At 70.7% G+C, this 23,828-nt stretch carries 23 protein-coding genes; 16 read left to right on the top strand and 7 right to left on the bottom strand.

Annotated features, from left to right (window positions below; all coding sequences use genetic code 11):
• The first annotated feature begins 186 nt into the window (after window positions 1–186).
• From AB0I38_RS10620 to AB0I38_RS10565, 12 genes are all read left to right on the top strand, one after another.
• Window positions 187–864 (top strand): hypothetical protein, encoded by a 678-nt coding sequence (locus AB0I38_RS10620; protein WP_358465319.1) that lies wholly within the window; start codon window positions 187–189, stop codon window positions 862–864.
• On the top strand, window positions 827–1,582 hold the full coding sequence (locus tag AB0I38_RS10615) for a hypothetical protein (protein WP_358465316.1): 756 nt from the start codon (window positions 827–829) through the stop codon (window positions 1,580–1,582). The genes AB0I38_RS10620 and AB0I38_RS10615 overlap by 38 nt, the downstream gene beginning before the upstream one ends.
• A complete protein-coding gene (locus AB0I38_RS10610; protein ID WP_358465313.1) occupies window positions 1,579–2,874 on the top strand; it encodes a CpaF family protein in 1,296 nt (431 codons plus the stop codon). The genes AB0I38_RS10615 and AB0I38_RS10610 overlap by 4 nt, the downstream gene beginning before the upstream one ends.
• On the top strand, window positions 2,874–3,716 hold the full coding sequence (locus AB0I38_RS10605) for a type II secretion system F family protein (protein WP_358465310.1): 843 nt from the start codon (window positions 2,874–2,876) through the stop codon (window positions 3,714–3,716). Before AB0I38_RS10610 ends, AB0I38_RS10605 begins: the two co-directional genes overlap by 1 nt.
• The gene (locus tag AB0I38_RS10600; RefSeq protein WP_358465308.1) at window positions 3,709–4,632 is read left to right on the top strand and encodes a type II secretion system F family protein; all 924 of its coding nucleotides are present in this window, start codon (window positions 3,709–3,711) and stop codon (window positions 4,630–4,632) included. The genes AB0I38_RS10605 and AB0I38_RS10600 overlap by 8 nt, the downstream gene beginning before the upstream one ends.
• On the top strand, window positions 4,629–4,850 hold the full coding sequence (locus AB0I38_RS10595) for a Flp family type IVb pilin (protein ID WP_358465306.1): 222 nt from the start codon (window positions 4,629–4,631) through the stop codon (window positions 4,848–4,850). Before AB0I38_RS10600 ends, AB0I38_RS10595 begins: the two co-directional genes overlap by 4 nt.
• Window positions 4,847–5,296 carry a TadE/TadG family type IV pilus assembly protein gene (locus tag AB0I38_RS10590; RefSeq protein WP_358465303.1) on the top strand — a complete coding sequence of 150 codons (450 nt, stop codon included), beginning with the start codon at window positions 4,847–4,849 and terminating at the stop codon, window positions 5,294–5,296. Before AB0I38_RS10595 ends, AB0I38_RS10590 begins: the two co-directional genes overlap by 4 nt.
• A complete protein-coding gene (locus AB0I38_RS10585; protein WP_358465300.1) occupies window positions 5,293–5,694 on the top strand; it encodes a TadE family protein in 402 nt (133 codons plus the stop codon). Before AB0I38_RS10590 ends, AB0I38_RS10585 begins: the two co-directional genes overlap by 4 nt.
• 29 nt (window positions 5,695–5,723) lie before the next feature.
• On the top strand, window positions 5,724–6,116 hold the full coding sequence (locus AB0I38_RS10580; RefSeq protein WP_358465297.1) for a pilus assembly protein TadG-related protein: 393 nt from the start codon (window positions 5,724–5,726) through the stop codon (window positions 6,114–6,116).
• A 74-nt stretch (window positions 6,117–6,190) separates the two neighbouring features.
• A complete protein-coding gene (locus tag AB0I38_RS10575) occupies window positions 6,191–8,962 on the top strand; it encodes a BTAD domain-containing putative transcriptional regulator (RefSeq protein ID WP_358465294.1) in 2,772 nt (923 codons plus the stop codon).
• 224 nt (window positions 8,963–9,186) lie between these two features.
• Complete coding sequence (locus tag AB0I38_RS10570; RefSeq protein WP_358465291.1) at window positions 9,187–9,831, top strand: hypothetical protein; 645 nt, start codon at window positions 9,187–9,189, stop codon at window positions 9,829–9,831.
• A 267-nt stretch (window positions 9,832–10,098) separates the two neighbouring features.
• Complete coding sequence (locus tag AB0I38_RS10565; protein WP_358465288.1) at window positions 10,099–11,028, top strand: hypothetical protein; 930 nt, start codon at window positions 10,099–10,101, stop codon at window positions 11,026–11,028.
• A gap of 131 nt (window positions 11,029–11,159) precedes the next feature.
• Here AB0I38_RS10565 and AB0I38_RS10560 read toward each other — a convergent pair whose 3' ends face one another.
• The 6 genes from AB0I38_RS10560 to AB0I38_RS10535 form a co-directional block, all read right to left on the bottom strand.
• Window positions 11,160–11,384: a hypothetical protein gene (locus tag AB0I38_RS10560; RefSeq protein ID WP_358465285.1), complete on the bottom strand. Its 225-nt coding sequence runs from the start codon at window positions 11,382–11,384 to the stop codon at window positions 11,160–11,162.
• A 22-nt stretch (window positions 11,385–11,406) separates the two neighbouring features.
• Window positions 11,407–11,919, bottom strand: a complete 513-nt coding sequence (locus AB0I38_RS10555; protein ID WP_358465282.1) for a methylated-DNA--[protein]-cysteine S-methyltransferase — start codon at window positions 11,917–11,919, stop codon at window positions 11,407–11,409.
• Complete coding sequence (locus AB0I38_RS10550) at window positions 11,916–13,397, bottom strand: DNA-3-methyladenine glycosylase 2 family protein (RefSeq protein ID WP_358465279.1); 1,482 nt, start codon at window positions 13,395–13,397, stop codon at window positions 11,916–11,918. The genes AB0I38_RS10555 and AB0I38_RS10550 overlap by 4 nt, the downstream gene beginning before the upstream one ends.
• A 165-nt stretch (window positions 13,398–13,562) precedes the next feature.
• On the bottom strand, window positions 13,563–14,504 hold the full coding sequence (locus tag AB0I38_RS10545; protein WP_189128473.1) for an NYN domain-containing protein: 942 nt from the start codon (window positions 14,502–14,504) through the stop codon (window positions 13,563–13,565).
• Window positions 14,505–14,611: 107 nt separating this feature from the next.
• On the bottom strand, window positions 14,612–14,812 hold the full coding sequence (locus AB0I38_RS10540) for an acyl-CoA carboxylase subunit epsilon (RefSeq protein ID WP_358465275.1): 201 nt from the start codon (window positions 14,810–14,812) through the stop codon (window positions 14,612–14,614).
• The gene (locus tag AB0I38_RS10535) at window positions 14,809–16,395 is read right to left on the bottom strand and encodes an acyl-CoA carboxylase subunit beta (protein WP_358465272.1); all 1,587 of its coding nucleotides are present in this window, start codon (window positions 16,393–16,395) and stop codon (window positions 14,809–14,811) included. Before AB0I38_RS10535 ends, AB0I38_RS10540 begins: the two co-directional genes overlap by 4 nt.
• A 36-nt stretch (window positions 16,396–16,431) precedes the next feature.
• On the opposite strand from AB0I38_RS10535, the gene AB0I38_RS10530 reads away from it, so the two are divergent.
• The 3 genes from AB0I38_RS10530 (at window position 16,432) to AB0I38_RS10520 (ending at window position 21,565) form a co-directional block, all read left to right on the top strand.
• On the top strand, window positions 16,432–17,313 hold the full coding sequence (locus tag AB0I38_RS10530) for an ABC transporter ATP-binding protein (protein WP_358465269.1): 882 nt from the start codon (window positions 16,432–16,434) through the stop codon (window positions 17,311–17,313).
• Window positions 17,310–18,875, top strand: a complete 1,566-nt coding sequence (locus AB0I38_RS10525; RefSeq protein ID WP_358465266.1) for a hypothetical protein — start codon at window positions 17,310–17,312, stop codon at window positions 18,873–18,875. Before AB0I38_RS10530 ends, AB0I38_RS10525 begins: the two co-directional genes overlap by 4 nt.
• 68 nt (window positions 18,876–18,943) lie before the next feature.
• Window positions 18,944–21,565: a phosphoenolpyruvate carboxylase gene (locus AB0I38_RS10520; RefSeq protein ID WP_358465263.1), complete on the top strand. Its 2,622-nt coding sequence runs from the start codon at window positions 18,944–18,946 to the stop codon at window positions 21,563–21,565.
• Window positions 21,566–21,683: 118 nt separating this feature from the next.
• On the opposite strand, the gene AB0I38_RS10515 is transcribed toward AB0I38_RS10520, so the two are convergent.
• Window positions 21,684–22,334 carry a lysoplasmalogenase gene (locus tag AB0I38_RS10515; protein ID WP_358465260.1) on the bottom strand — a complete coding sequence of 217 codons (651 nt, stop codon included), beginning with the start codon at window positions 22,332–22,334 and terminating at the stop codon, window positions 21,684–21,686.
• A 202-nt stretch (window positions 22,335–22,536) separates the two neighbouring features.
• On the opposite strand from AB0I38_RS10515, the gene AB0I38_RS10510 reads away from it, so the two are divergent.
• Window positions 22,537–23,799 carry an AAA family ATPase gene (locus AB0I38_RS10510; RefSeq protein ID WP_358465257.1) on the top strand — a complete coding sequence of 421 codons (1,263 nt, stop codon included), beginning with the start codon at window positions 22,537–22,539 and terminating at the stop codon, window positions 23,797–23,799.
• Window positions 23,800–23,828 lie beyond the last annotated feature (29 nt).

Below are 23,828 nucleotides of genomic sequence, written 5' to 3'. Positions count from 1 at the left end.
GATGTGACTCATAGCCGTAGAAAGTATGCGCGTCAACTCGCTAGAAAAAACAGGCATGGATTTGGTCGAGTTGACACCACCCCACCTGCGAAACGAGCATGGTTCCTCGCGTTCCAGCCCCGCCTCGCCGCGCGGTTGCACATAATGGCGTGAATTCGACATTTCACAAATGGGAGCCCCCCACCCATGAGGACCAGCGAAAAGCCTGCCGTCAACCCTGCCGTCAACACGGCGGGGTTGTCCGGCCCGGCCTCGCGCAAGCTCCCCGTCCCACCCCGCGAGCGGAAGCCTGCCCTGGCGGCCCTCGCGGTGCTCCTCATCCTGGGCGGGGCGCTGGCCACGACGCTGCTCGTGATGCGCAGCGGAGACCGGATCTCCGCGATCAGGATCACCGAGCAGGTCGGCGCGGGCCAGCCGTTCACCGAGCAGGCGATCGAAGAGGTGCAGATCGCCGACACCGGCATCGACTACGTCAGCTGGTCCCAGCGGCAGAAGGTGCTCGACAGCTTCGCCGCGGTCACCATCCTGCCCGGCACCCTGTTCATCGACGACATGGGCGTCACGGCCAGCCAGGAGCTGGGCCCCGGTAAGGCCAAGGTGGGGCTCGCGCTCAAGCCCGGCCAGGCGCCGGCCGGCCTCGTCAAGGGCGACCGGGTGCAGGTCGTGCACGTGCCGGGCCGTTCCAGCCAGACGGAGAGCCGGGTGCTCGCCCAGAGTGCGCTCGTGGTCAGCGTCGGAGCGCCGGGCAGGACCGGCGGCAGCGGGCAGATCACCGTGATCGTCGACTCGACGGCGTCACCGGAGATTCTCAGATACGCCTCCAGCGGTGAGATCGCGGTGGCCGTGCTGCCCGGGGCTCGCTGAGGTGGCGCTGATCGTGCTGGCCGCCGACAAAGGCGCGCCAGGGGTGACCACCGCCGCGACGGCCCTGGCGGCCGTCTGGCCGAGGCCCGTGCTGCTCGCCGAATGCGACCCCGCGGGCGGTGACCTCGCCTACCGGCTGCCCAGCGCCGACGGCGGCGTGCTCAACCCGGGCAAGGGCCTGCTCACGCTGGCGGCGACGGCGCGCCGCGGGCTGGAGCCGGCGCAGATCCACGAGCACACGCAGAAGATCGTGGGCGGGCTCGACGTGCTGGCCGGGCTCACCCATGGCGAGCAGGCGGCCGGGCTGACCTGGCTGTGGGGTCCGCTCGGCCGCTCGCTCGCCGCCGTGCCGCACGCCGACGTGATCGCCGACTGCGGCCGCCTCGGCGCCCACCCCCAGCTCGGTGACCTGCTGGCCGAGGCCGAGAAGGTCGTGCTGCTGACCAGGGCCACCCTCGACCACGTCGCCCACCTGCGCGAACGCCTTTCGATCACCAAGGCCCACGGCGTCGTCGTGATCGCCGACCCGCGCAACTACCGCTCCTCGATCGACGACGTACGCCGCATCGTGGGCTCGACCGTCGGGTTCGTCTACGGCCTGGCCCACGATCCCAAGGGCGCCGAGCTGCTGCGCGGCCAGTGGGGCGGACGGCTCGACCGTTCGCTGCTCATCCGTACGGCACGCGACCTCGCAGGACGGCTGGTGAGCCACCCGTGATCGACCACTCCCTCGTGAAGCGCTTCCGCCAGGAGGTCGGCGACCGCCTGGCCCACCAGCGCAGGCTCGACCAGGCCAATGGGCTGGCCGCGATGACCGGAGAGGACGAGCGGCAGTTCGCCAGGGCGCTGATCTCCCAGGTGCTGGAGGAACACGCGCGCAACGAGATCGGCCTGGGCCGCACCCCGCCCACGGTCGAGGAGGAGGAGGCACTGGCGGCCGGCATCCACGCCGCGCTGTTCGGCGTGGGCCGACTCCAGCCGCTGCTCGACGACCCCGACGTCGAGAACATCGACATCAACGGCTGCGACAAGGTCTTCGTCGGCTACGCCGACGGCCAGGAGCTCGCGCACGATCCGGTCGCCGAGTCCGACGAGGAGCTGATCGAGCTGATCCAGATCCTGGCGGCCTACTCGGGCCTGTCGAGCCGGCCGTTCGACACCGCCAACCCGCAGCTCGACCTGAGACTGCCCGACGGCTCGCGGCTGAGCGCCGTCATGGACGTCACGCTCAGGCCGGCCGTGTCGATCCGCCGCGCCCGCCTCGGCAAGGTGTTCCTGTCCGACCTGGTGGGCAACGGCACGCTGAGCCCCGAGATCGGCCGGTTCCTGACGGCCGCGGTCACCGCGCGCAAAAACCTCATGATCGCGGGCTCCACCAACGCCGGGAAGACGACCCTGCTGCGAGCTCTGGCCAACGAGATCCCGGCCGGCGAGCGGCTGATCACCGTCGAGCGCGCGCTTGAGCTCGGTCTCGACCAGTTCCCCGAGCTCCACCCCAACGTGGTCGCCTTCGAGCAACGGCTGCCCAACTCCGAGGGCCAGGGCGAGATCACCATGGCCGAGCTGGTCAGGCGCTCCCTCCGGATGAACCCCAGCCGCGTCATCGTCGGCGAGGTGCTCGGCGACGAGATCGTCACCATGCTCAACGCGATGACGCAGGGCAACGACGGCTCCCTGTCCACCATCCACGCCAACTCCAGCATGGAGGTGTTCAACCGCATCTCCACCTACGCCCTGCAGGCCAACGAGCGCCTCCCCATCGACGCCACCCACATGCTCATCGCCGGCGCCATCGACTTCGTGGTCTTCGTCGAGAAACGCAACGACTACGACCGCGGCGGCACCCTGCGCCGCTACGTCTCCAGCATCCGCGAGGTCAACGGCTGCGACGGCCGGGTCCTGTCGAGCGAGGTGTTCGCGCCGGGCCCCGACGGCTCCGCCCTGCCCCACGCCCCCGTCTCCTGCCTGCAGGAGCTCGCCGCCCACGGTTACCACCCGGGAGGCTGGTGATGATCCCTCTCGACCCGCTGGCGCTGTTCGCCGGCGCCGCCGCCGGCGGCGGCGTCTTCCTGCTCATCCTCTCCCTGTACGGCCTGCGCCCCAAGCCGTCGCAGCCCGAGCGCCACCTGGTCAGGATGCTGACCACGCGCGGCGCGATCGCCGCGGTCGTGGCCGTCGTCGTCCTGGCGGTCACCCGCTGGCCGGTGGTCGCCGTGGGTTCGGTGCTGCTGGTGTTCGCCTGGCGCGGCCTGTCGGGTGGCGCGGCCGAGGAGCGCGCGGCGATGCGCCGGCTCGAAGGGCTGGCCGCCTGGACCGAGTCGCTGCGTGACACGATCGCCGGCGCGGCCGGGCTCGAACAGGCCATTCCGTCGTCGATCAGAGCGGCCGCGCCCATGCTGAGACCCCACCTGCGGGCGCTGGTCGACCGGCTGCACACCAGGATGGCGCTGCCCGACGCGCTGGCGCTGTTCGCCGACGAGCTCGACGACCCGTCGGCCGACCTGGTGGTGGCGGCGCTGATCCTCAACTCCAAGCTGCGCGGCCCGGGCCTGCGCGACGTGCTGGGCGCACTGGCGGTGTCGGCGCGCGAGGAGCTCGACATGCGCCGCCGCGTCGAGGCCGAGCGCCGCTCCACGAGGCGCAGCGTGCAGATCGTGGTGATCACCGCGCTGGTCTTCGCCGGCCTGCTCGTCGTCTTCAACCCGTCCTACGTCAGCGAATACGCCGGCCTGCTCGGCCAGGCGGTGCTCGCCGTCGTGGCCGGGCTGTTCGGCGCCGGGTTCGCCTGGATGCGGCGGCTCGCCCGGTTCGACAAGCCCACACGTCTGCTGGTCGGAGGCGGCAATGGTTGAAGGCGTACTCGCCGGTGGCGCGCTCGGGTTCGGCCTGTTCCTGCTGCTGCGCGCGATCTTCCCGGCCCAGCCGGGCCTGGTGGCGCGATTGCTGGCGATCGAGGCGGTGCGCGAGGACGCGGGCGCGCCCCGCATCCAGCTCGTGCTGCCCGACGAGGAGGTCAGCGCCTTCCGCCGGGGCGTCGGCGTCAGGCTGGCCCGCGTCTACCACGCGCGCGGCTGGGAGGCCCGCTCGGTCAAGGCCGACCTGGCCTTGGTCGGGCGCTCGTTCGAGGGCTTCCTGGCCACCAAGGCGCTGCTGGCGGCGGCCGGGCTGCTGGCCTTCCCCGTGCTGCTCGGCTGGCTGGTCCTGATGGAGTGGGGCACGTCGCTCGCGATTCCGTTCTGGGCCGCCGTGCTCGCCGCCCTGCTCTTCTTCTTCCTGCCCGACGTACAGGTCAGGCGGGACGCGGCGGCGCGGCGGCGTGACTTCAGGCACGTGGTCGGCGCGTTCCTCGACCTGGTCTCCATGAACCTGGCGGGTGGCCGGGGCGTTCCCGAGGCGCTGATGATGGCGGTCTCGGTCAGCGGCGACCAGCCCAACTGGGCGATGGCCCGCATCCGCGACGCGCTCAGCGGGGCCCGGATCGTCGGCATCACCCCGTGGCAGGCGCTCGGCCAGCTCGGCGAGGAGATCAACGTCGACGAGCTGCGCGACCTGTCGGCCGCGCTCGGCCTGGTCGCCGACGACGGCGCCAAGGTCCGGGCGTCGCTGACGGCCAGAGCGGCCACACTGCGCCGCCGCGAGCTCGCGGAGATCGAGGGCCGGGCCGGCGAGCGCTCCCAGTCGATGCTCGTGGCACAGCTCCTGCTCTGCGCGGGTTTCGTGATTTTTCTCAGTTTTCCAGCCGCTATGAAGATGTTGGGGTCCTCATGAACCATCCCTGGATCATCTACCTGCGGGCCTACCTCGGTGTCCGCGTCCATCGCGCCCGCACCGCGCCCAGCCGGGGCGCCTCCGCCGTCGAATGGGTGATCATCACCGCCATCATCGCCGGCGTCGCGCTCGGCCTCGCCACGCTGATCAAGACGCTGGTGGAGCAGAAGCAGAGCGATATCCAGAACTCCTTCGGCGGCGGTAGCGGGGACACGTGATCTCGTCCCGGCTCGGTCGCGAACGCCGGCTCGGTCGCGAGCGCGGTGTCACGGTGGTCGAACTGGCCCTGCTGATGCCGGTCGTTCTCGCGGTAGTGCTCCTCATCGTGCAGGTGACGCTCTGGTTTCACGGACGCCAGGTCGCGGAGGCCGCCGCCCGCGAGGGCGCCCGCGTGGCCCGCTCGGCCCCGTTCGACTCGGGCTCCTGGGAGGGCGAGGCCCAGACCAAGGCCACGTCCATTGTGCGGACGATCGGCCCCCGGTTGCTCTCCGACGCCACGGCCACCACCTCGGTCAGGGAGCCCGACCAGCGTTTCGTCACGGTGACGGGCAGCGCCGTCCAGGTCATCCCGTTGCTGCCCGAGCTCACCTTCACGATCACGGCCACCGCGGGCGGGCCAGTGGAGTGCTTCCGGCCCGACGACGGGGGTGACGACTGCGCATGAGCCTGCGAACGAGGCGTGACCGGGGGTCGATGGCCGTGGAGACGGTCATGCTGGCCCCGGTCTTCCTGCTCTTCCTGATGTTCCTGGCCGGAGCCGGCCGGGTCGTCGAAGCTCAGGGTCAGGTCAACGGGGCCGCCAGGGACGCGGCCCGGGCCGCCTCGGTGCAGCGTACGTTCGACGACGCCGGCACGGCCGCCGAGGCGACCACCACGGCCGCGCTGCAGGGGCAGTGCGCGCAGCCCGCCGTCTCGCTGGCCGGCTCCGAGTGGGAGGCGGGTGGCCAGGTGCAGGCCGAGGTGAGCTGCGAGCTGGACCTGAGCTTCCTGGGATTCAACGGCACCAAACAGATGACCGGCACGGCCGTGGTGCCGCTCGAACAGCTGCGGAGGATCGATTGAACCCCAGGGCCGCCGGGGAGCGCGGGTCCATGTCGGTGTTCACCGTGCTCTTCTCCGTGGTCGTCTTCCTGCTCGCCGGGCTGCTGGTCGACGGCGGGGCGGCGATCAACGCCCGGCTGCGGGCCGCCGACGTCGCTGAGCAGGCCGCCCGCGCGGGCGCTGACACGATCGACGTCGACCACCTACGTGCCACCGGTCAGACCCGGCTGCTGGACGAGGGACAGGTGTGCGCCAGGGCCGACGAGGTGATCGCGGCTCACGGCGGTGACGACGTGTCCACCGGCACCTGCGCCGTTGAGCAGGGGCAGACCGCGGTGACGGTCACCGTCAAGGTGGCCTGGACCGCGTTCTTCCTCGGGGCCATCGGGTTCCCGGGCACCGAGATGGAGGGCACGGCGACGGCCGGACCCGAGGCCAGATGAGCCAGACCGATTCCGACCACTCGGTGGCCCGGAGATCGGTGTGGAAGGACGCTGGACGCGAGAAAGGAGAGGCGATGCCCACGCGAGAGCCGGTGCGCCCACCCGGGCGCGCGCATGCGCGCATGCCCGCGCAGCCGCCCGCGCGCATCCCGGCGAGGAGGTCCACGGGCGACGTGCTCGCGGGGCTCGCGGCGCTCGTGGTGCTGGTGGCGCTCGTCGGCGGCGTCCCCTACGCCCTGCTCATGTTCGTCGGGCCGCCGCTCGGGCCGCAACTGCTCGACCTCGACCTGCTCACCAGCCGCGTCGGCCCGTCCACGATCACCGCCGTGCTGGTCCTGCTCGTCTGGCTGGCCTGGCTGCAGCTGTTCGCGTGCGTGATCGTCGAGGTGTACGCGGGAGTCCGCCGGGTCGGCATGCCGGCCAGGGTGCCGTTGTCCGGCGGCACCCAGTGGCTGGCCAACCGGCTGGTCTCGGCGGTGCTGCTGCTGTTCACCGTCGGGGCGGCGGCCGTGCCCATCGCGCGGCTCGGCACACCGCCGCCCGCCCCGCCGCCCATGACGACGGTCGCGTTCTCGGCTTCTGTCGTGGAGCAGCCGCTGGAGACCCAGCGGAGCAAGAAGGTGTACGTGGTGCAGCCGCCGCACGGCCGCCACCACGAGAGCCTGTGGGAGATCGCCGAGAAGTGCCTGGGCGACGGCCGGCGATATCCGGAGATCTTCCGGCTCAACCAGCACAAGGAGCAACCCGACGCCGCCCGCCTCCGGATGGCCGACCTGATCAGGCCGGGCTGGGTGCTCGACATGCCCGACGACGCGCGCAACGTGCACGTCGTCCCCGCCAGGCAGCCGCGTGCCGAAACGCTGCGCGAACACCCCGGCAGGGCCACGACCAGCCCGGCTCGCGTCGGCGCGGAGCAGCAGCAGGCGGTCGAGAAGAAGCACGGAAAACACGAGGCCGGCGAGACGCGCGACACCCGGCGGGGCCCCGCCGACCAACAGCGTCCGGCCGAGGATCAGCGTCCGGCCGAACGGCAGGCACCGGCGGAGCAGCGGCCCGGGCTGGAGCTCGTCGAGTACCTCGCCGGGGCGTCCCTGGCCGCCGCCGGGCTGCTGGCCGCGCTCGGCAGGCGGCGCCGCGCGCAGCTGTGGCGGCGCGCGTTCGGCCACCGCATCGTGCGCCCGCGCGACGACGCCGCCGAGGCCGAGGTGGCGCTCCGGCTGGGCGCCGACGCGCCCGGCACCCGGATCCTCGACGTCGGCCTGAGGCTGCTCGGCGCCGAACTGGCCACGACCGGCCGCACTCCGCCGACCGTCTACGCGGCCCACCTGTCGCCGCGCAACCTCGACCTGTGGATCCATCCCCCTGACGGCGACGCGCCCGCACCGTGGGCCGCCCAGGACGGTGGCCAGGTGTGGCGGCTGTCCGCCCACGAGGGCCGCCTGCTGCCCGATTCGGGGGAGAACCCACTGGGCGGCGCCCCCTACCCGGGGCTGGTGTCTCTCGGCACCGACGCGAGCGGGCGGGTGCTGATCGACCTGGAGGCCGCCCAGGGCCTGATCAACATCCGCGGCCGGCAGACCACCGCCGCCCTCGCCGCGCTGGCCGTCGAGCTGGCCACCAACCGGTGGTCCGACCGCATGCGCATCACGCTCGTCGGGTTCGGCGAGGAGCTGACCGCGATCGCCCCCGACCGCATCAGGGCCGTGGGCGGCCTGGCCGAGGTGCTGCCGGAACTGGAGGCGACCGCCGCCCCCCGCCAGGAGGTGCTGACCGGCCGGATCACCGGTCGCCCGCGTGACGCCCACTACCTGCTGTCGGCGGTGACGCCGAGCCACGACGAGGCGAGACGGCTGGCCCTTCTGGCCCGCAAGGACACAGCCGGATACGTGGTGACCGGCGACGTGCCGCACGCCACCTGGACCCTGGAGATCACCGACGACGGCAAGGCGAAGATCGCCGAACTCGGCTTCGAGGTGACCGCGCAGCTCCTGCCACGCCGCCACTACCAGGCCCTGGTCGCCCTGTTCCGTACGGCCGAGCAGCTCGACGGCGAGGCCATCCCCGAGGCCGAGCCGCTGGCCGACTACGGCCTGCCCGCCGTCGAGGTGCGGATGCTCGGGCCGATCGAGATCGTCGGCCTCGACCCGCTGGAAGAAGGCCGGATGGCGCTCGCCGCCGAGCTGCTGGTCTACCTCGCCACCCATCCCGGAGGCGTGCATCCGGTCGTCCTGGGCGGCGTGCTGTGGCCGAGGGGCGTGCAGCCCATGGTCAGAGACGCGACGATCGCCCGGGTCGCCGCCTGGCTGGGCAAGCGGCACCTGCGCATCGACGAGGCGGGCAGGCTCAGACTGGGGCCCGAGGTCCGCACCGACTGGGCGCTGTTCCGCGAGATGGTTCGCCGGTCCCACGGCGATCCCACAGCGCGGGCCGTGCTCCTGGAGAGGGCGCTCGGCCTGGTCAGAGGTCCCCTGCTGAGCGGGCGTCCGGCCGGCCGATACTCCTGGCTGGCCGCCGACGAGCTGGAGTACGACGTGACGGCCGGGGTCGCCGACGCCGCGCACCGCCTGTGCGAGATCAGGCTGGCGCACGGGGAGCCGGACGCCGCGGTCGCGGCCGTCCGGGCCGGCCTGCTGCTCGCCGCCGACGACGAGGGGCTCTGGCGCGACCTGCTGCGCGCCACCCACGCCACAGGCGATCTCGTACGGCTGCGCGCGGTCGTCGAGGCGTTGACCAGAAGGGCCGGTTCGCACGCGTACGGCGGCGGACTGGCCCCCGAGACCGAGGCGCTCATCGACGAGCTGCTGCCGTCGTGGCGCCTGCACGTGGTGAGGGAGTCCACGGCATGAGACGCGTGACGGGTTCACCGGAAAGGGACGTGCCAGGGCGTATGACCGGCCGTTCACGGACGCGACGGCCACCTCGGTGCCAGGTCGGCAGCGAGACCGAGCACTCATGCGCGACCGAACGCCCGCCTACGGGCGGGAAAGGCGCTGGCGTGATGCGGCTGGTCCCGTCGGGGGCCCCATCGAGAGTCCGCTCGGGGGCCATGGCGAGGGCCATGACGGGGGCCATGACGGGGGTCGTGACGGGGGTCGTGACGGGGGTCGTGGCGAGGGCCATGACGGGGGCCGTGGCGTTGGCGCTGCTGGTGGCCGGGTGCGCAGCCCAGGCCGAGCGGCCCTACACCCCGCGCGAGGCGGCGTCCCCGGCGAAGACGGCGGCACGGGCCTCGCCCACGGCCGGGCCGCAGACGGTCGCGGTCGGCGGCGGGATGAGAGTGCGCATCGAGTGGCCGGCGAACCCCGACCCGCTGCTGAAGGTGCTGACCAACTACTACCTCGGCACCCGTAAGGCCGTGGTCGCCGGCGTCGATCGTTACAGCCGCGACCTGGAGATCGACGCGGAGGTGCAGGCGACCGAGTGGATCCGGGAGTTCACCGACACCGACCAGTCGCTGCGCGGTGTCGCGCGGCTCTACGACCTGCACGTCAGCGCCGCCAGGAGCAAGGGGGCCCAGATCGACATGTGCGTGGACGAGTCAGAGCTGCGCCTGATCTCCACGCGCACCGGTAAGGCGGTGGCGTCCCAGCCCGACTGGACGCGTGAGCCCTACCACCAGGCCGCGCTCGCGCACCGCGGCGACGACGGTGTGTGGCGCATCAGGGCACTCGTGTCCAACGACGACGAAAGGTGCAAAACATCCTCCGCCTCGTGAACGAGGGGGATTCCCCCGGTCGCCCGCGCGGGTTCCTGTTTCACCGCCGGTCGCCCGCCAGGAAGGAGGACTTCCCTTGAGGTCTTACACCAGCTCCGCAGGCGTTTCGCCTCTCCGCTGGAAGCGGTACCTGTAGGCCGCTTCACGATCTGCGTCACGCCGCACACCGTACCGCAAGATCCGTTAAATATCGTACACCTGTTCGATTTTGATGACAGCTTTCCTCCCCGCCCCGAAGGACGGGGTCTCCAGCCTTGAGGAGATTCGATGAACCCCTTGGTCCCGGCACTGGTCGCCGGGCTGCTGGTCCTCGCCCCCACTCCCAAGCCCGGTGGCGACACGACGATCGAGGGCACCGAGCGCGGCAACGAGCGGGGCATCACGCTGTCCAACTCCAGCATCGTCCTGAAGGGCGACGTCAAGGGCGGCAAGAGCGACGGCTACCGCGTCAAGCGTCCTTGCTGGTACGAACCGGGCCTGGACGCCGAAGCGATGCTGAAGTTCCAGACCGACCCCCGCACCCAGTTCGCCAGGATCAAGGCCGACGACGAGAGCTTCAACAGGTTCGTCCAGCAGTTCAAGGACAAGAAGGGCCAGCCGGGCCGCTGGTGGACGCCCGCCTACGACACGAGCCATCCCCAGGGCGCGGCGTGCTGGGCCGAGCTGGAGCTGTTCCTCTTCGTGCCGCCCGACACCACGCCGCCTTCCGGGATCACGTTCGAGCAGTTGGCGGAGATCGCCAGGGCCGCGCTGACCGTGCCCGAGCCGGTCATCAAGCTCAATCCCGACGTCAAGAGCTACGTCAACCTGCCCACCTTCGTCTGGCTCGACAACCCCGGCGACTCCCAGCGTTCGGTCACCGCGACGCTGCCGGGCATCATGAGCGCGACCGTGACCGCGACGCGGCAGAACATCACGATCACGTCGGGCACCACCGACGACCGCGCGAAGGTGGTCCAGGACGGCTGTGGCCAGGTCGGCACCCCCTACGTCAAGGGCGCCGCGTTCACCTGCGGCGTGCAGTATCTGCGGGCCTCGATCGACCAGCCGCGTGAGGTCTACGAGCTGACCGTGTCGAGCACCTGGCCGGTCCAGGTGGCCGACCGGGTGGTGCCGTTCCAGTTCGCCCCGGTCGAGGTGAGCGCCACGCGCGACGTGCCGGTCGGCGAGGTGCAGAGCAACGTTCGCAACCCGTAGTCGAAGTGCGGAGCAACGTGCGCAACCGTGGCCCGAGGTGCGGAGCGGCGTGCGCGGACCCGTGGCCGAGGTCCGCTCAGACGCCGGAGGGCCGGTACGGTCTTGCCGTACCGGCCCTCGCCAGGCTCTGATCAATCGAACAACTCGTCAACGCTTCGCACGCTGAGCGCCTTGAACGTCCACTCGTCGAGCAGCGCCTCGTCCGTGCATCCGGAGATGCGGGCCCGGGCCTCGTCGGTCACGGGGATGCCGCGAGCGTCGAGGAAACCGATCACGGACCGAGGCGCCGATCTGGCTTGTTCCTTGCGGAGCCATCTGATGATGAACTCGCTCTTGTGCTCGTAAGATCCGGTCACCCGGGGATGTTACCGACCGCTGTCACGTCATGACCGAAAGTTTTCCCGCTTCGTGGGCCAGCAGCCATTCCTTTACCGGAGCGCCGTAGTAGTAGCCGCCGAATCCGCCCGTACTGGGCAGGACGCGGTGGCAGGGGACGAACGGGGCGATCAGGTTCTGGGCGCAGGCCGAGCCCGCCGCGCGGGCGGCCGTCCTGGGTAGCCCGGCGCGTTCGGCGAGCTGGGCGTAGGAGACCGTGGTGCCGGGCTTCACCTCGCGCAGGGCCTGGTGCAGGCGCCGGCGGGTGGTGCTGCCCGGCTGCTCGACCGGGATGGCGTCGAGGGCCGTGAGGTCGCCGTCGAAGTAGTCGCGAACCGCCTGGGCGGCGGGGCCGAGGTCGTCGACCACGTCCAGGCCCTCGGTTCGCAGGGCGGGCGCGAGCCGTGCGTACATCTCCTCGGGGTCGGCGGTGAAGCCGGCCGCGACGAGCACGCCCTCGCGCGTCAGAACGGACAGCGGGCCGATCGGGGTCGGCAGGACCTGTGCTTCGATCATGTTGAGCTCCAGAGGTGCAGGGCGGCGTAGGCCCGCCAGGGGCGCCACCGCTCGATGTGGTCATCGGGAATGCCCAGGCAGGCCAGGCGCTTGGTGAGCACCAGGTCGCCGACGGGCCAGGCGTCGGGGTCGCGCAGCGCGCGCAGTGCGATGTAGCTCGCGGTCCAGGGGCCGATGCCGGGGACCTGGAGCAGCTCGGTCACGGCCTCGGCCGGATCCTGGCCGCCGTCGAGGTCGATCCGGCCGCCGCTGGTACGGGAGGCCAGCTCGTTGAGGGTGGCGATCCGGCGGTTCGTCAGGCCGAGGCCCTGGAGGTCGGCCTCGGCGAGCTCGGCCGGGGTGGGGAAGAGGTGGGTGAACACGGTGCCCTCGATGCCGCGCCCGGCTCTGGCCACGATGCGGCCCAGCAGGGTGCGCGCCCCGGCGACCGAGATCTGCTGTCCCACCACGGCGCGTACGGCCAGCTCGAACCCGTCGAACGTGCCCGGCACCCGTAGTCCCGGACGCGCCTCGACCAGCGGGGCCAGCGACGTCTGGCCCAGCGCGGCGGCGATCGCGTGGGGATCGGCGTCGAGGTCGAGCAGGCGGCGGCAGCGGGCCACGATGCGGGCAAGCTGCCGGGTGTCCTTCACCTCGACGTCCAGGGCCAGGTGGCCGGGCTTCGGGGTGAGAGTGATCGTGCCGCCGGGGACGGCGCGGCTGTAGGAGGCGGCATCGGCCACCTCCAGGCCCGGGATGGCCCGCGAGGCCAGGAAACCGAACACTCCCTCCACGTCGTACGGCTCCCGCCGGTGCAGGCGCAGCCGGAACGCCGCCGGCGCCGTGGCCACCCCGCTGTCCGGCCCGGCGTCGCTCACCCCGTTTCCGGAGGCGGAACCGCCGCGGACGGCGCGGGCCGCCGCGGGGCCGCGGGCCGTGGCGCGCAGCTCGCTCGGTGTGAAGCCGTACGTCTCGCGCATGGCCGCGTTGAACTGCCGCACACTCCCGAACCCGGCCGCGAACGCCACCTCCGTCACCGGCAGAGCGGTCTCGGTCAGCAGCTGCTTGGCCAGCAGCAACCGCTTCGTCCGCGCCACCGCGAGCGGCCCCACGCCCAGCTCGGCGACGAACAGCCGGTGCAGGTGGCGTTCGGTGATGTGCAGCCGCCTGGCCAGCCCGGCCACGCCGCTGTCGTCGGCGTCGCCGTCGTCGATCAGCCGCAGCGCCCGGCCGACGAGGTCGCCGCGCAGGTCCCAGCCGGGGTCACCGGGGGAGAGCTCGGGGCGGCAGCGCTTGCAGGGGCGGAAACCGGCGGCTTCCGCCGAGGCCGCGTGGCGGTAGAACCGCACGTTGCGCGTCGCCGGGGTGCGAGCCGGGCAGATCGGGCGGCAGTAGATGCGCGTGGTCGTCACCGCCGTGTAGAAGCGCCCGTCGAACCGGGCATCCCGCGCGGAGACCGCTCGGTAGCAGGAGTCGAAGTCGAGCTCGATGGGTGCCATGTCTTCGACGATATGCGCTGGTGGTATCCGGTGACCGGCGGAAATCGGACCTCACCGTGAAATCGCAGGTCAGCAGGCCACGGCAGGCGAGTGGCGGGAATCGGACACCCTGATGAGGTCGATTCGCGATGGGCCTCCGTGGCCACGCCGGAGGCCCTGGTCAGGTCACTTGGACGAGACCCCGACCCCCAGGTCGAACTCCCGGTAGACGCGCGCCCAGAACCCGTCGCGCAGCCAGACCCGGGCCTCGGGGAACGGGCGCAGCGAGTGGCCGAGCTCCTTCTCCGCCTCGATCAGCAGCTCCGTGTCGATGACGGTCGGCAGGATCGGCCCCGGCAGCAGGTCGCGGATGTTGTCGCGGCCCCGGGTGAGAATCCACTTCTGTGCCACGTGCTCGCCGACGTCCTCGACCCGAGGGCGGCTGGGCCCGAGCTTGGCGACCTGCCCGGGCTTGACGTGCGGCTTGACCGGAGCCCGTCCGGCGAACACCTGGGCGGGCGATGGAGCGGCGGCCGGCGGTGCGACCGGAACAGGCTGCGGAGCACGGCTGAAAAAGGGCCTCAGGAAATCAGCAGTGATCACTTCGACGGTGTCGGACTCCCAAACGAGGCGTTCGGCCTGGTTGGTGCCGTATGGCGGCTCGACGCCCCAAAGGTGGATGCGAACGCCGTACGCCTGGGCGGCCTCGACGGCGGGCACCATGTCCTCATCGCCCGCCAGCAGGATGGTGTCGGTCACCGCGTGGTGCCTGGCCAGCGCCTCCAGGTCACTCCTGATCTGCGCGTCCACACCCTTCTGCTGGCCACGGGCGTTGAGGTTGCCAAGCCGTACCTTGACCCAGGGGAGCTGGGCGATGACCCGCTGATCGACGGTGGGCACGCGGTCACGGGCTGCGTCATACCAATAGATCCGCAGGAGTTCGCCGGAAATACGTTCCAATGCATGTTTCTGGAGGCTCTGGATCAGCTCATCCGCGGCCACCCGATATTCCTTGCGTTCCTTCGCGCCAAGCAGCACTTCACCTGCTGCAGCGTAGAGATAACCGACGTCCACCAGGACGGCGTACTTAGCTGCCACAGGGTGCGGCATGAGGTCTGGGATGGCCATGTCGTCCTCCAGGCCGCGGCGTTAGTTGATCGGCCGACTATATACGTCCACTTTCTCTAGATAGTCCCAACTCCCGGAGAACTTGACACCCGTTTCCCGGGATCTATCTAGGGTAGGCCGCTCGTCCGCCAAGCCGACTTCCCTGGAGAGAGCGGCTTACGCATGGCTCTTGATGGGTTTCGCCATGTTTGTGTTCTGGCCGGGGCCGGAGGCTCCGGAGCGACCTGACGGGCCGCGAAGACGGCCACGAGAGCGGCGATCTCCTCGGCGGTGGCGTCGCCCCGGACAATACGCAGGTGTCCGCTCATAGCGGGATGTTCCCATGCTTCTTCGGGGGCAGCGTGGCCCGCTTGTTCCGTAGCGCGCGCAGGGCCCGGACGACGTGCGCCCGCGTCTCGGACGGCTTGATCACCGAGTCGACGTAGCCGCGTTCGGCCGCGATGTACGGATTGGCCAGGGTGTCTTCGTACTCAGTCACCAGCCTGGCTCGTTCGGCGTCGGCGTCACCGGCCGCGGCCAGCTCGCGCCGGTAGAGGATGTTAACCGCGCCCTGCGCGCCCATCACCGCGATCTGCGCGGTCGGCCAGGCCAGGTTGACGTCCGCACCGAGGTGCTTGGACCCCATGACGTCGTACGCGCCGCCGTACGCCTTACGGGTGATGACCGTGATCAGCGGGACGGTGGCCTCGGCGTAGGCGTAGAGCAGCTTGGCGCCGCGACGGATGATTCCGTTCCATTCCTGATCCGTTCCAGGGAGGAAACCCGGAACATCAACAAAAGTGAGGATCGGGATATTGAAAGCGTCACATGTTCGAATAAATCGGGCCGCCTTCTCGGAAGCGTCGATATCCAGGCAGCCGGCGAAATGCATCGGCTGGTTGGCCACCACACCCACCGACTGGCCGTCCAGGCGGCCGTAGCCCACCACCAGGTTCGGCGCGAACAGCGCGTGGACCTCCAGGAACTCCCCGTCGTCGAGCACGTGCTCGATCACCCGGTGCATGTCGTACGGCTGGTTGGCGGAGTCGGGGATCAGCGTGTCGAGCTCCGCGTCGGGCTCCAGGTCGGCGGCCGGCTCGAACACCGGGGCCTCGTCCAGGTTGTTGGACGGCAGGTAGGACAGCAGCGACTTGACGTACTCCAGCGCGTCCTCCTCGTTGGACGCCTGGTAGTGGGCCACGCCCGACTTGGTGTTGTGCGTGTGGGCCCCGCCGAGCTCCTCGAACGTGACCTCCTCGCCCGTCACGGTCTTGATCACGTCGGGTCCGGTGATGAACATCTGCGAGGTCTGGTCGACCATGACCACGAAGTCCGTCAGCGCGGGGGAGTAGACGTGCCCGCCCGCCGCCGCGCCCATGATCAGCGAGATCTGCGGGATCACGCCCGAGGCGTGCACGTTGCGTTTGAAGATCTCCGCGTAGAGGCCGAGCGCGACCACGCCCTCCTGGATGCGCGCGCCGCCGCCCTCGTTGATGCCGATGACCGGGCAGCCGGTCTTCAGCGCCATGTCCAGCACCTTGACGATCTTCTCGCCGTAGACCTCGCCGAGGGAGCCGCCGAAGATCGTCACGTCCTGCGAGAAGACACAGACCTGGCGCCCGTCCACGGTGCCGTAGCCGGTGATCACGCCGTCGCCGTAGGGCCGCCGGTTCTCCAGCCCGAACATCGTGGACCGGTGCCGGGCGAACTCGTCGAACTCCACGAACGAGCCCTCGTCGAGCAGGGCCAGCACGCGCTCGCGGGCCGTCATCTTGCCTTTGGCGTGCTGCTTCTCCACAGCCGCCGCCGACCCGGCGTGCGCGGCCTGGTCGAGCCGGCGCTCGAGATCAGCAATCTTGCCAGCAGTGGTGTGAATATCCGGTATGTCCGGCATTGGGGCAACAGCGCTCATGCGCGCAAGGGTAACCCCTCCTCTTAGAGTGGTTCCATGACGGACGCCGTTCGCACACAAGGCCTGTTCAAACGGTACGGCCAGCAGATCGCGGTGGCGGGGGTCGACCTCGTCGTCCCGGCGGGCAGCTTCGCCGGACTCGTCGGGCCCAACGGCGCGGGCAAGACGACCACGCTCAGCATGATCACCGGCCTGCTACGTCCCGACGGCGGCCGGGCCGAGGTCGACGGGCTCGACGTCTGGCGCGACCAGGTCCAGGTCAAGGCTCGCATCGGCGTGCTGCCGGAGGGGCTGCGGCTGTTCGAGCGGCTGTCGGGCAGGGAGTTACTGCACTACAGCGGCCGGCTCCGCGGCATCCCCAAGGCCGACGTCCAGGGGCGCGCGGAGGATCTGCTGCAGGTGATGGACCTGGCCGGAGCGGCCGACAAGCTGGTCGTCGACTACTCCACCGGCATGCGCAAGAAGATCGGGCTCGCGGCGGCGCTGCTGCACAACCCCTCGGTGCTCTTCCTCGACGAGCCGTTCGAGGGGGTCGACCCGGTCAGCGCCAACACGCTCACCGAGGTGCTTCAGCGCTTCACCGCCTCGGGGTCCACCGTCATCTTCTCCAGCCACGTCATGGACCTCGTCGAGCGGCTGTGCGACTGGGTGTCGGTGATGAACGGCGGTTACATCGTGGCGCAGGGCCCGCTGGAGAAGGTGCGCGGCGACCGCAGCCTCAACGACACCTTCCTGGCGTTGGTGGGTGGTCCGCGCGACGGCGGCGACACCGGCCTGACCTGGCTCGGCGCCAAAGACCTCGGCGCCAAAGACCTCGGCACTGGAGACACCGGCTCCAGGGACCTCGGCGCCGGAGACATTCGCTCCAGGGACGTCGCAGCCGGAGACCTCGGCGCCGGAGACGGGGAGCCGAAGTGACCACGGTCGCGCTCTTCGCCCAGCTCAAGCTCCGCCTGCTGGCCGGCAACCTGCGCGGTGACCTGTCCCGCAAGCTCGGGTTCGTCTTCACGCTGGTCATGGCCGTGCTGCTGGCGGCGCTGGGCTTCTTCCTGATGAGCCTGATCCGGCTGGCGCCGCACGACCTCGCGACCGACATCGTGATCCTCGTCTACACGTTCTTCCTCGTCGGCTGGATGATCGTGCCGCTGCTCGCGTTCGGGCTGGACGACACGATCGACCCGGCGCGGCTGTCGCTGTTCCCGCTGAGCACCGGGCGGCTCGCGCTCGGCATGTTCACCGCGTCCGCCACCGGGGTGTGGCCCGCGGCGACCCTGATCGTCACGGCCGGCGCGCTGGCCGGGCTGGCCACCGGCGTCGGCGGCCTGCTGGTCGGGCTGGTGGCGGTGCTCCTGCAGTTCGCGCTCTGCCTGGTCACCTCCCGGCTGATCACCACCGCGCTCTCCGGCGCGCTGCGCACCCGGCGCGGGCGCGACGTGCTCGCCGTGGCGGCGATCTTCGTGGTGCTGCTCGCCCAGTTGCCCAACCTGCTCGTCAACAGCGACCTCGGCGACCCGGTGGCGATCCTGCGCGGCATCGCCGACGCCTTCCGGTGGGCGCCCTCGGGCCTGGCCGCCCACGCCATCTCCGACGGCGGGCTCGTCGGCCTGGCCGAGCTGGCCGTGCTGGCGCTGATCGTGCTCCTGGTCGGCTGGCTGTGGATCAAGGCGCTCAGCCGGGCGCTGGTCATGCCCGACTCCTCCACCCAGGCGGCCTCCGTACGCAAGGAGAGCGGCCTGGTCGACCGCTTCCTGCCCGACGGGCCGCTGGCGGCCGTGGTGACGAAGGAGCTCAAGTACATCCGGCGCGAGCCCCGGTTCCGGGTCGGCTGGTTCTCCGCGGTCGTGGTCACCGTCGTGCTGGCGTTCTCGCTCGGCAACAGCACCGGCGGCGAGGCCGGTCCGTGGCTGGCCATCCTGCTGACCTCGTCGGGCGCGCTGATGATCGCGCTGCAGTCGGGCAACACCTACGGCATCGACGGGCCGTCGATCTGGATGAACGTCGTGGCCTGCGGTTCCGAGGAGAGCTTCCGCACCGACCTGGCCGGGCGCCACCTGGCCAACGCCGCGCTCGCCACGCCCGTGCTCGTACTGATCGCCGTCGCCGCGAGCCTGTTCACCGGCGACCCGGGAGCGATCGCGCCCGCCCTGCTGGCCGGCTGGGGCGCCCTCGGCGTCGGGCTCGGCGTCGGTTCGGTGACCAGCGTGACCATCCCCTACACGGTGCCCGAGAGGCTCAACGCCTTCAGCGGGGCCGCGCCCGGCCAGGGCGGCCAGGCCTTCGCCTCCTCCATGGGCGCGCTGCTCGGCATCGTGGTCCTGTCGCTGCCGTTCGTGGTCCCGATCGCGCTCGGCTGGATCTGGGTCTGCGTGCTGGCGCCGTTCTACGGGCTGCTGGCCGAGACGCTCGGCAGGCGGCTCGGCGCCAAGATCGGGTTCGCCCGGTTCCCCGAGCTGGTGGCGGCGGTCTCGCGGCACACCTGACCAGTGGTCTAGTCCATTTGGCGAGACCGGTCTGCGTCCGTTCCGAGTGACTCTGTAATCTGCGAAGCATGATTGACCAGCGGATCGAGCGTCGCAGTGCGGCCGTCACAGAGATGCCCGACGAGCTCCGCAACGATGTGCGGCTGCTCGGCAAACTGCTCGGCCAGGTGATCGCCGAGCAGGGTGGCGATGACCTGTTGGCCGACGTCGAACGGCTGCGCAAGGCCGTCATCGCCGCCCGCAGGGGAGAGACCTCCGCCGACGAGATCACCGCCATGGTCGCCGAGTGGGAGATCGACCGGGCGGTGCAGATCGCCCGCGCGTTCACCTGCTACTTCCACCTGGCCAACCTGGCCGAGGAGCACTACCGCATCCGCACCCTGCGCGAACGCGACACCGAGGGCGGGGTGCAGCGCGAGTCGCTGGCGCAGGCCGTAGACGAGCTGGGCAGTGAGCGCGTCGCCGAGCTGGTGGAGAGCATGGAGCTGCGGCCGGTGCTCACCGCGCACCCGACGGAGGCGCGCCGGCGCGCGGTCGTCACCGCCATCCAGCGGGTCAGCACCCAGCTCACCGACTACAACACGCCCGGTCGCGGCGCCTCCGAGCGCGCCGAGAACACGCGGCGGCTGCTGGAGGAGATCGACCTGCTGTGGCGCACCGCCCAGCTCCGCTCCACCAAGCTCGACCCGCTCGACGAGGTCCGCACGGCCATGGCCGCCTTCGACGAGACGCTGTTCCGGGTGGTCCCCCAGGTCTACCGCTCGCTCGACGCCGCGCTCGGCGACGACAGCGGCACCCGGCCCCCGCTGGCCAGGCCGTTCATCCGTTACGGCAGCTGGATCGGCGGCGACCGCGACGGCAACCCCAACGTGACGGCCAAGGTCACCCGCGAGGCCGTGCAGATCCAGTCCGAGCACGTGCTGACCGCGCTCGAGACCGCCACCACGCGCATCGCCCGCACGCTCACCGCCTCCGCGCAGTTCGCCCCGCCCTCTCTCGACCTGAACGCGGCGCTCGCCGCGGCCAGGGACGGCCACCCTGAGCTGGCCTCCGAGCTGGCCACGCGCTCGCCCAAGGAGCCGCACCGGCAGTGGCTGCTGTACGTGGCCGCCCGCATCGCGGCCACCCGCCGCCGCGACCTCGATCTCGCCTACCTGGCGCCCGGCGACCTGATCGCCGACCTGCGCCTCGCCCAGGAGTCACTCGCGGGCCACGCCGTCCGCCAGGCGTACGGAGAGTTGCAGCACCTGATCTGGCAGGTCGAGACGTTCGGTTTCCACCTGGCCGAGCTGGAGGTACGCCAGCACTCCCAGGTGCACGCGGCGGCGCTGGAGGAGCTCCGCGCCGGCGGCGAGCTGTCCGAACGCACCGAGGAGGTGCTGGCCACGATCCGGGTGATCGCCTGGATCCAGGAGCGCTTCGGCGTGCGAGCCTGCTCGCGCTACGTGGTCTCGTTCACCCGCGACGCGGCCGACGTCGCCGCGGTCTACGAGCTGGCCCAGCACGCGCTGGGCAGCCGGGCGCCGGTGCTGGACGTGGTGCCGCTGTTCGAGTCGGGCGAGGACCTCGCCAACTCCCCGCAGGTGCTCTCCGGCATGCTGGAGATCCCGCAGGTACGCGACCGGCTCGCCGCCACCGGGCGCAGCCTGGAGATCATGCTCGGCTACTCCGACTCGGCCAAGGAGCTCGGCCCGGCCGCCGCCACCCTGCGCCTGTACGAGGCCCAGGAGCGGCTCACCGCCTGGGCCGCCGAGCACGACGTCCATCTGCTCATGTTCCACGGCCGCGGCGGCGCCCTCGGCCGGGGCGGTGGCCCCGCCAACCGCGCGGTGCTCGCCCAGGCGCCCGGCTCGGTCGCCGGCCGCTTCAAGGTCACGGAGCAGGGCGAGGTCATCTTCGCCCGCTACGGGCACCTGGCGATCGCCCGCCGGCACATGGAGCAGGTCGCCAACGCCGTGCTGATGACCTCCTCACCTTCGGTCGCCGCCGCCACGGCCGCCGCCGCGAGCCGCTTCCGCCCTCTCGCCGAACAGGTCGCCACCGCCTCCGAGCAGGCCTACCGCTCGCTCACCGAGGCGCCCGGCTTCCCGGAGTGGTTCGCCCTGGTCAGCCCGCTGGAGGAGATCGGCTCCCTGCGTCTCGGCTCGCGCCCCGCCCGCCGGGGCCTCGGCGCGCCGCGCTCGCTCGACGACCTGCGCGCCATCCCCTGGGTCTTCGCCTGGGCCCAGACCCGGGTCAACCTGCCCGGCTGGTACGGCCTCGGCACCGGCCTCGCCTCGGTCGGCTCCATGGACGAACTGCGGGCGGCCTACCGGGAGTGGCCGCTGTTCAACGCCCTGCTGGACAACGCCGAGATGTCGCTGGCCAAGACCGACCGCTCGATCGCCGAGCGCTACCTGGCGCTGGGCGGCCGGCCCGACTTCGCCCGGCAGGTGCTGGAGGAGTACGACCGCACCCGTTCCCTCGTGCTGGAGGTCACCGGGCACGCACGGCTGCTGGCCAACCGCAAGGTCCTCTCGCGGGCCGTCCAGCTCCGCGACCCGTACGTGGACGCCCTCTCGCACCTGCAACTACGCGCCCTCCGGGCCCTGCGCACCGGCAACCCCTCGGAGCACGAGCGCGACCGGCTGTCCACGCTGCTCCTGCTGTCGGTCAACGGCGTGGCGGCGGGCCTGCAGAACACCGGCTGACGGCGTCCTGGCGGACCACGGTCCTGGACATTGGTCCGGCTTCAACCTGATCATGGGCATATGGCCCGATTGCACGATGAGGTGGTCGTCGAAGCGCTGCCGCAGCACTGAGAAGGACCTACGAAGGGTGGCTCACGGGCGCGATCGGGCTGTCCTTCCGGACGACGGATCGCCCGGCGATCACGCCCCGGACGATCAGGAACTGCGCCGCGATATAGGTCGCCATCAGCACCGGGCTCCGGCCGGTGAAGTCCGTCCCGGTCACGCCGAGCCCCACCAGGAGGTCGGAGAACGCGAACAGCGCCCCGCCCAGCCCGGCGACGCGATTCAGCCCGGCCCCGAACGCCGCCATCGTCACCAGCGCCAGCCCGTACAGCAGCACGGGCACCCGCAGCCCGCCCAGCGGCTCCCACAGCAGGACCCCGGCACCCAGCCAGACCACCAGGTACGTCCCCGCGATCCAGGGCCGGGCCCGCAGCCCGGACCAGGCGCCCTCCCGTGTGAAGACGGCGAGGTAGCAGACCTGCATGACGAGGAACGCCGACATACCCACCACGAAGGCGACCTGCCCGTCCACCAGCAGCGCGACGTCCCCGGCCATGGCGAACACCAGCCCGGCCGCCAGCAGCCGATGCCGGGGCGCCTCCCGCAGCACGTACACCGCCAGCACCAGGCAGAGCAGCGGCTTGGTCGCCCACTCCAGCGCCTCGATACCCAACGTCACGGAGACCAGGTTGGCCACGGCGAGCACGCCGAACAGAATGAGCATTTCCGGACGCTCCGCCACCATCGGCCGGTGCCCAGTGGCTACCGGTTTGACCGTTTATCGGACATCACCTTAACGCCCCGGCCGTGACCGGCGGGGATGCCGCCGGCCGATTCTCTGACTCCGCTGGAGAGCGAGATGCTCGCGCGGCTTGGCGAATACGATGGTCAGCAGTCTTTCTGGCGGATCACGGAGGGGGTGAACGATGGCTGAGCGGTGGCTTTCCGAGCTCCATGTAGAGAATTTCAGGAGCCTGCGGCGAGTCAGTCTGGCTTTGGGGCCGGTCAACGTGCTGGTCGGGCCCAATGGCGCGGGGAAGAGCAACGTGCTGGAGGTGTTCCGGTTCCTGGCCGACATCGTTCGCACTGATCTCCGCCCTGCGCTCGAGGAACGAGGCGGTTTCGATCGTCTGGTGTTCCGTGGGGGCGAGGTACAGCCTGAGCACATCAGCGTCGGCCTTCAGGGCAACTGGTCATCACCCGCTGAAGGTCACGCGGACGAGTACATCTTGACCATCCACGGCGAACCGCTGGCCCGAGAGGAGGTCTTCCGATTCGGCACCCAGCGGCACCGGCTGCGGACGATCAAGATCCTCGATGAGGTGGCGACGGCCCGGGAGGTCGACGTTTCGGAAGCCGATGAGCTGTCCGACAACGTGATTCGGATGGGAGACCACGGAGGCGCCGTCGACAGCCTCTCGGTCGACAAGGAAGCGAGTTCGGTCGAGAAGATCGGTATCCAGCCGCTGAGCAGCGGACTCTCCACGCTTCCCCGCCTGTCCTCTGAGGGATTCAGCCTCGGTCCGATGCGCGTGGCCGCTCATCTCGGTACCTTCCGGGTTTTCGACGTGGACGTGGTGAGGGCGTCCCTGCCATCGCGAGCGCCGAAGAGCGGAGCCGAAGGGCTTTGGGACGATGCCGCCAACCTGGCGGGGTTCTTGCTCTGGCTCCGTAATCGGCACGGGGACGCCTGGAACCGGCTGCAAGCGGATGCCGTTGAGGTGTTGCCTCAGCTCGAAGCGCTCGACTTCGAGCATCCCTCCGGTGCGTCGCACTCTGTCGTGCTGGTGCTCAAAGAGCGAGGGCTACGCGAGTCCACGCAACTGCTGGACGCCTCGTTCGGCACGATTCGGTTGCTCGGATTGCTGGCAATGCTCCACGATCCGGACCCGCCCGCGCTGACCTGCGTAGAGGAGATCGATCACGGCCTGCATCCCCAGGCGCTGGAATTGCTGGTGGAGCGAGTCCGAGAAGCCAGCGAGAGGAGCCAGTTCATCATCGCAACCCATTCACCGGCCCTGGTCGATCGCCTGAAGCCCGAGGAAATCGTGATCTGTGAGCGTGGCGACGACGGAGCCTCCCTTATTCCGGCGATCTCGACGGCCAAGGTCGAGGAGATCGTGCGGGCGAGTGAAGGGCTTCCACTCGGCGAACTGTGGTTCTCGGGAGCGCTGGGCGGTGATCTGTGAGCCGGAAAGGAGGCACCCGCGTCCGGCCT

Source organism: Nonomuraea cavernae, from assembly GCF_040655715.1.
Taxonomy (GTDB): Bacteria; Actinomycetota; Actinomycetes; order Streptosporangiales; family Streptosporangiaceae; genus Nonomuraea; species Nonomuraea cavernae_A.
This window is presented reverse-complemented; position numbering and strand designations above follow the sequence as displayed.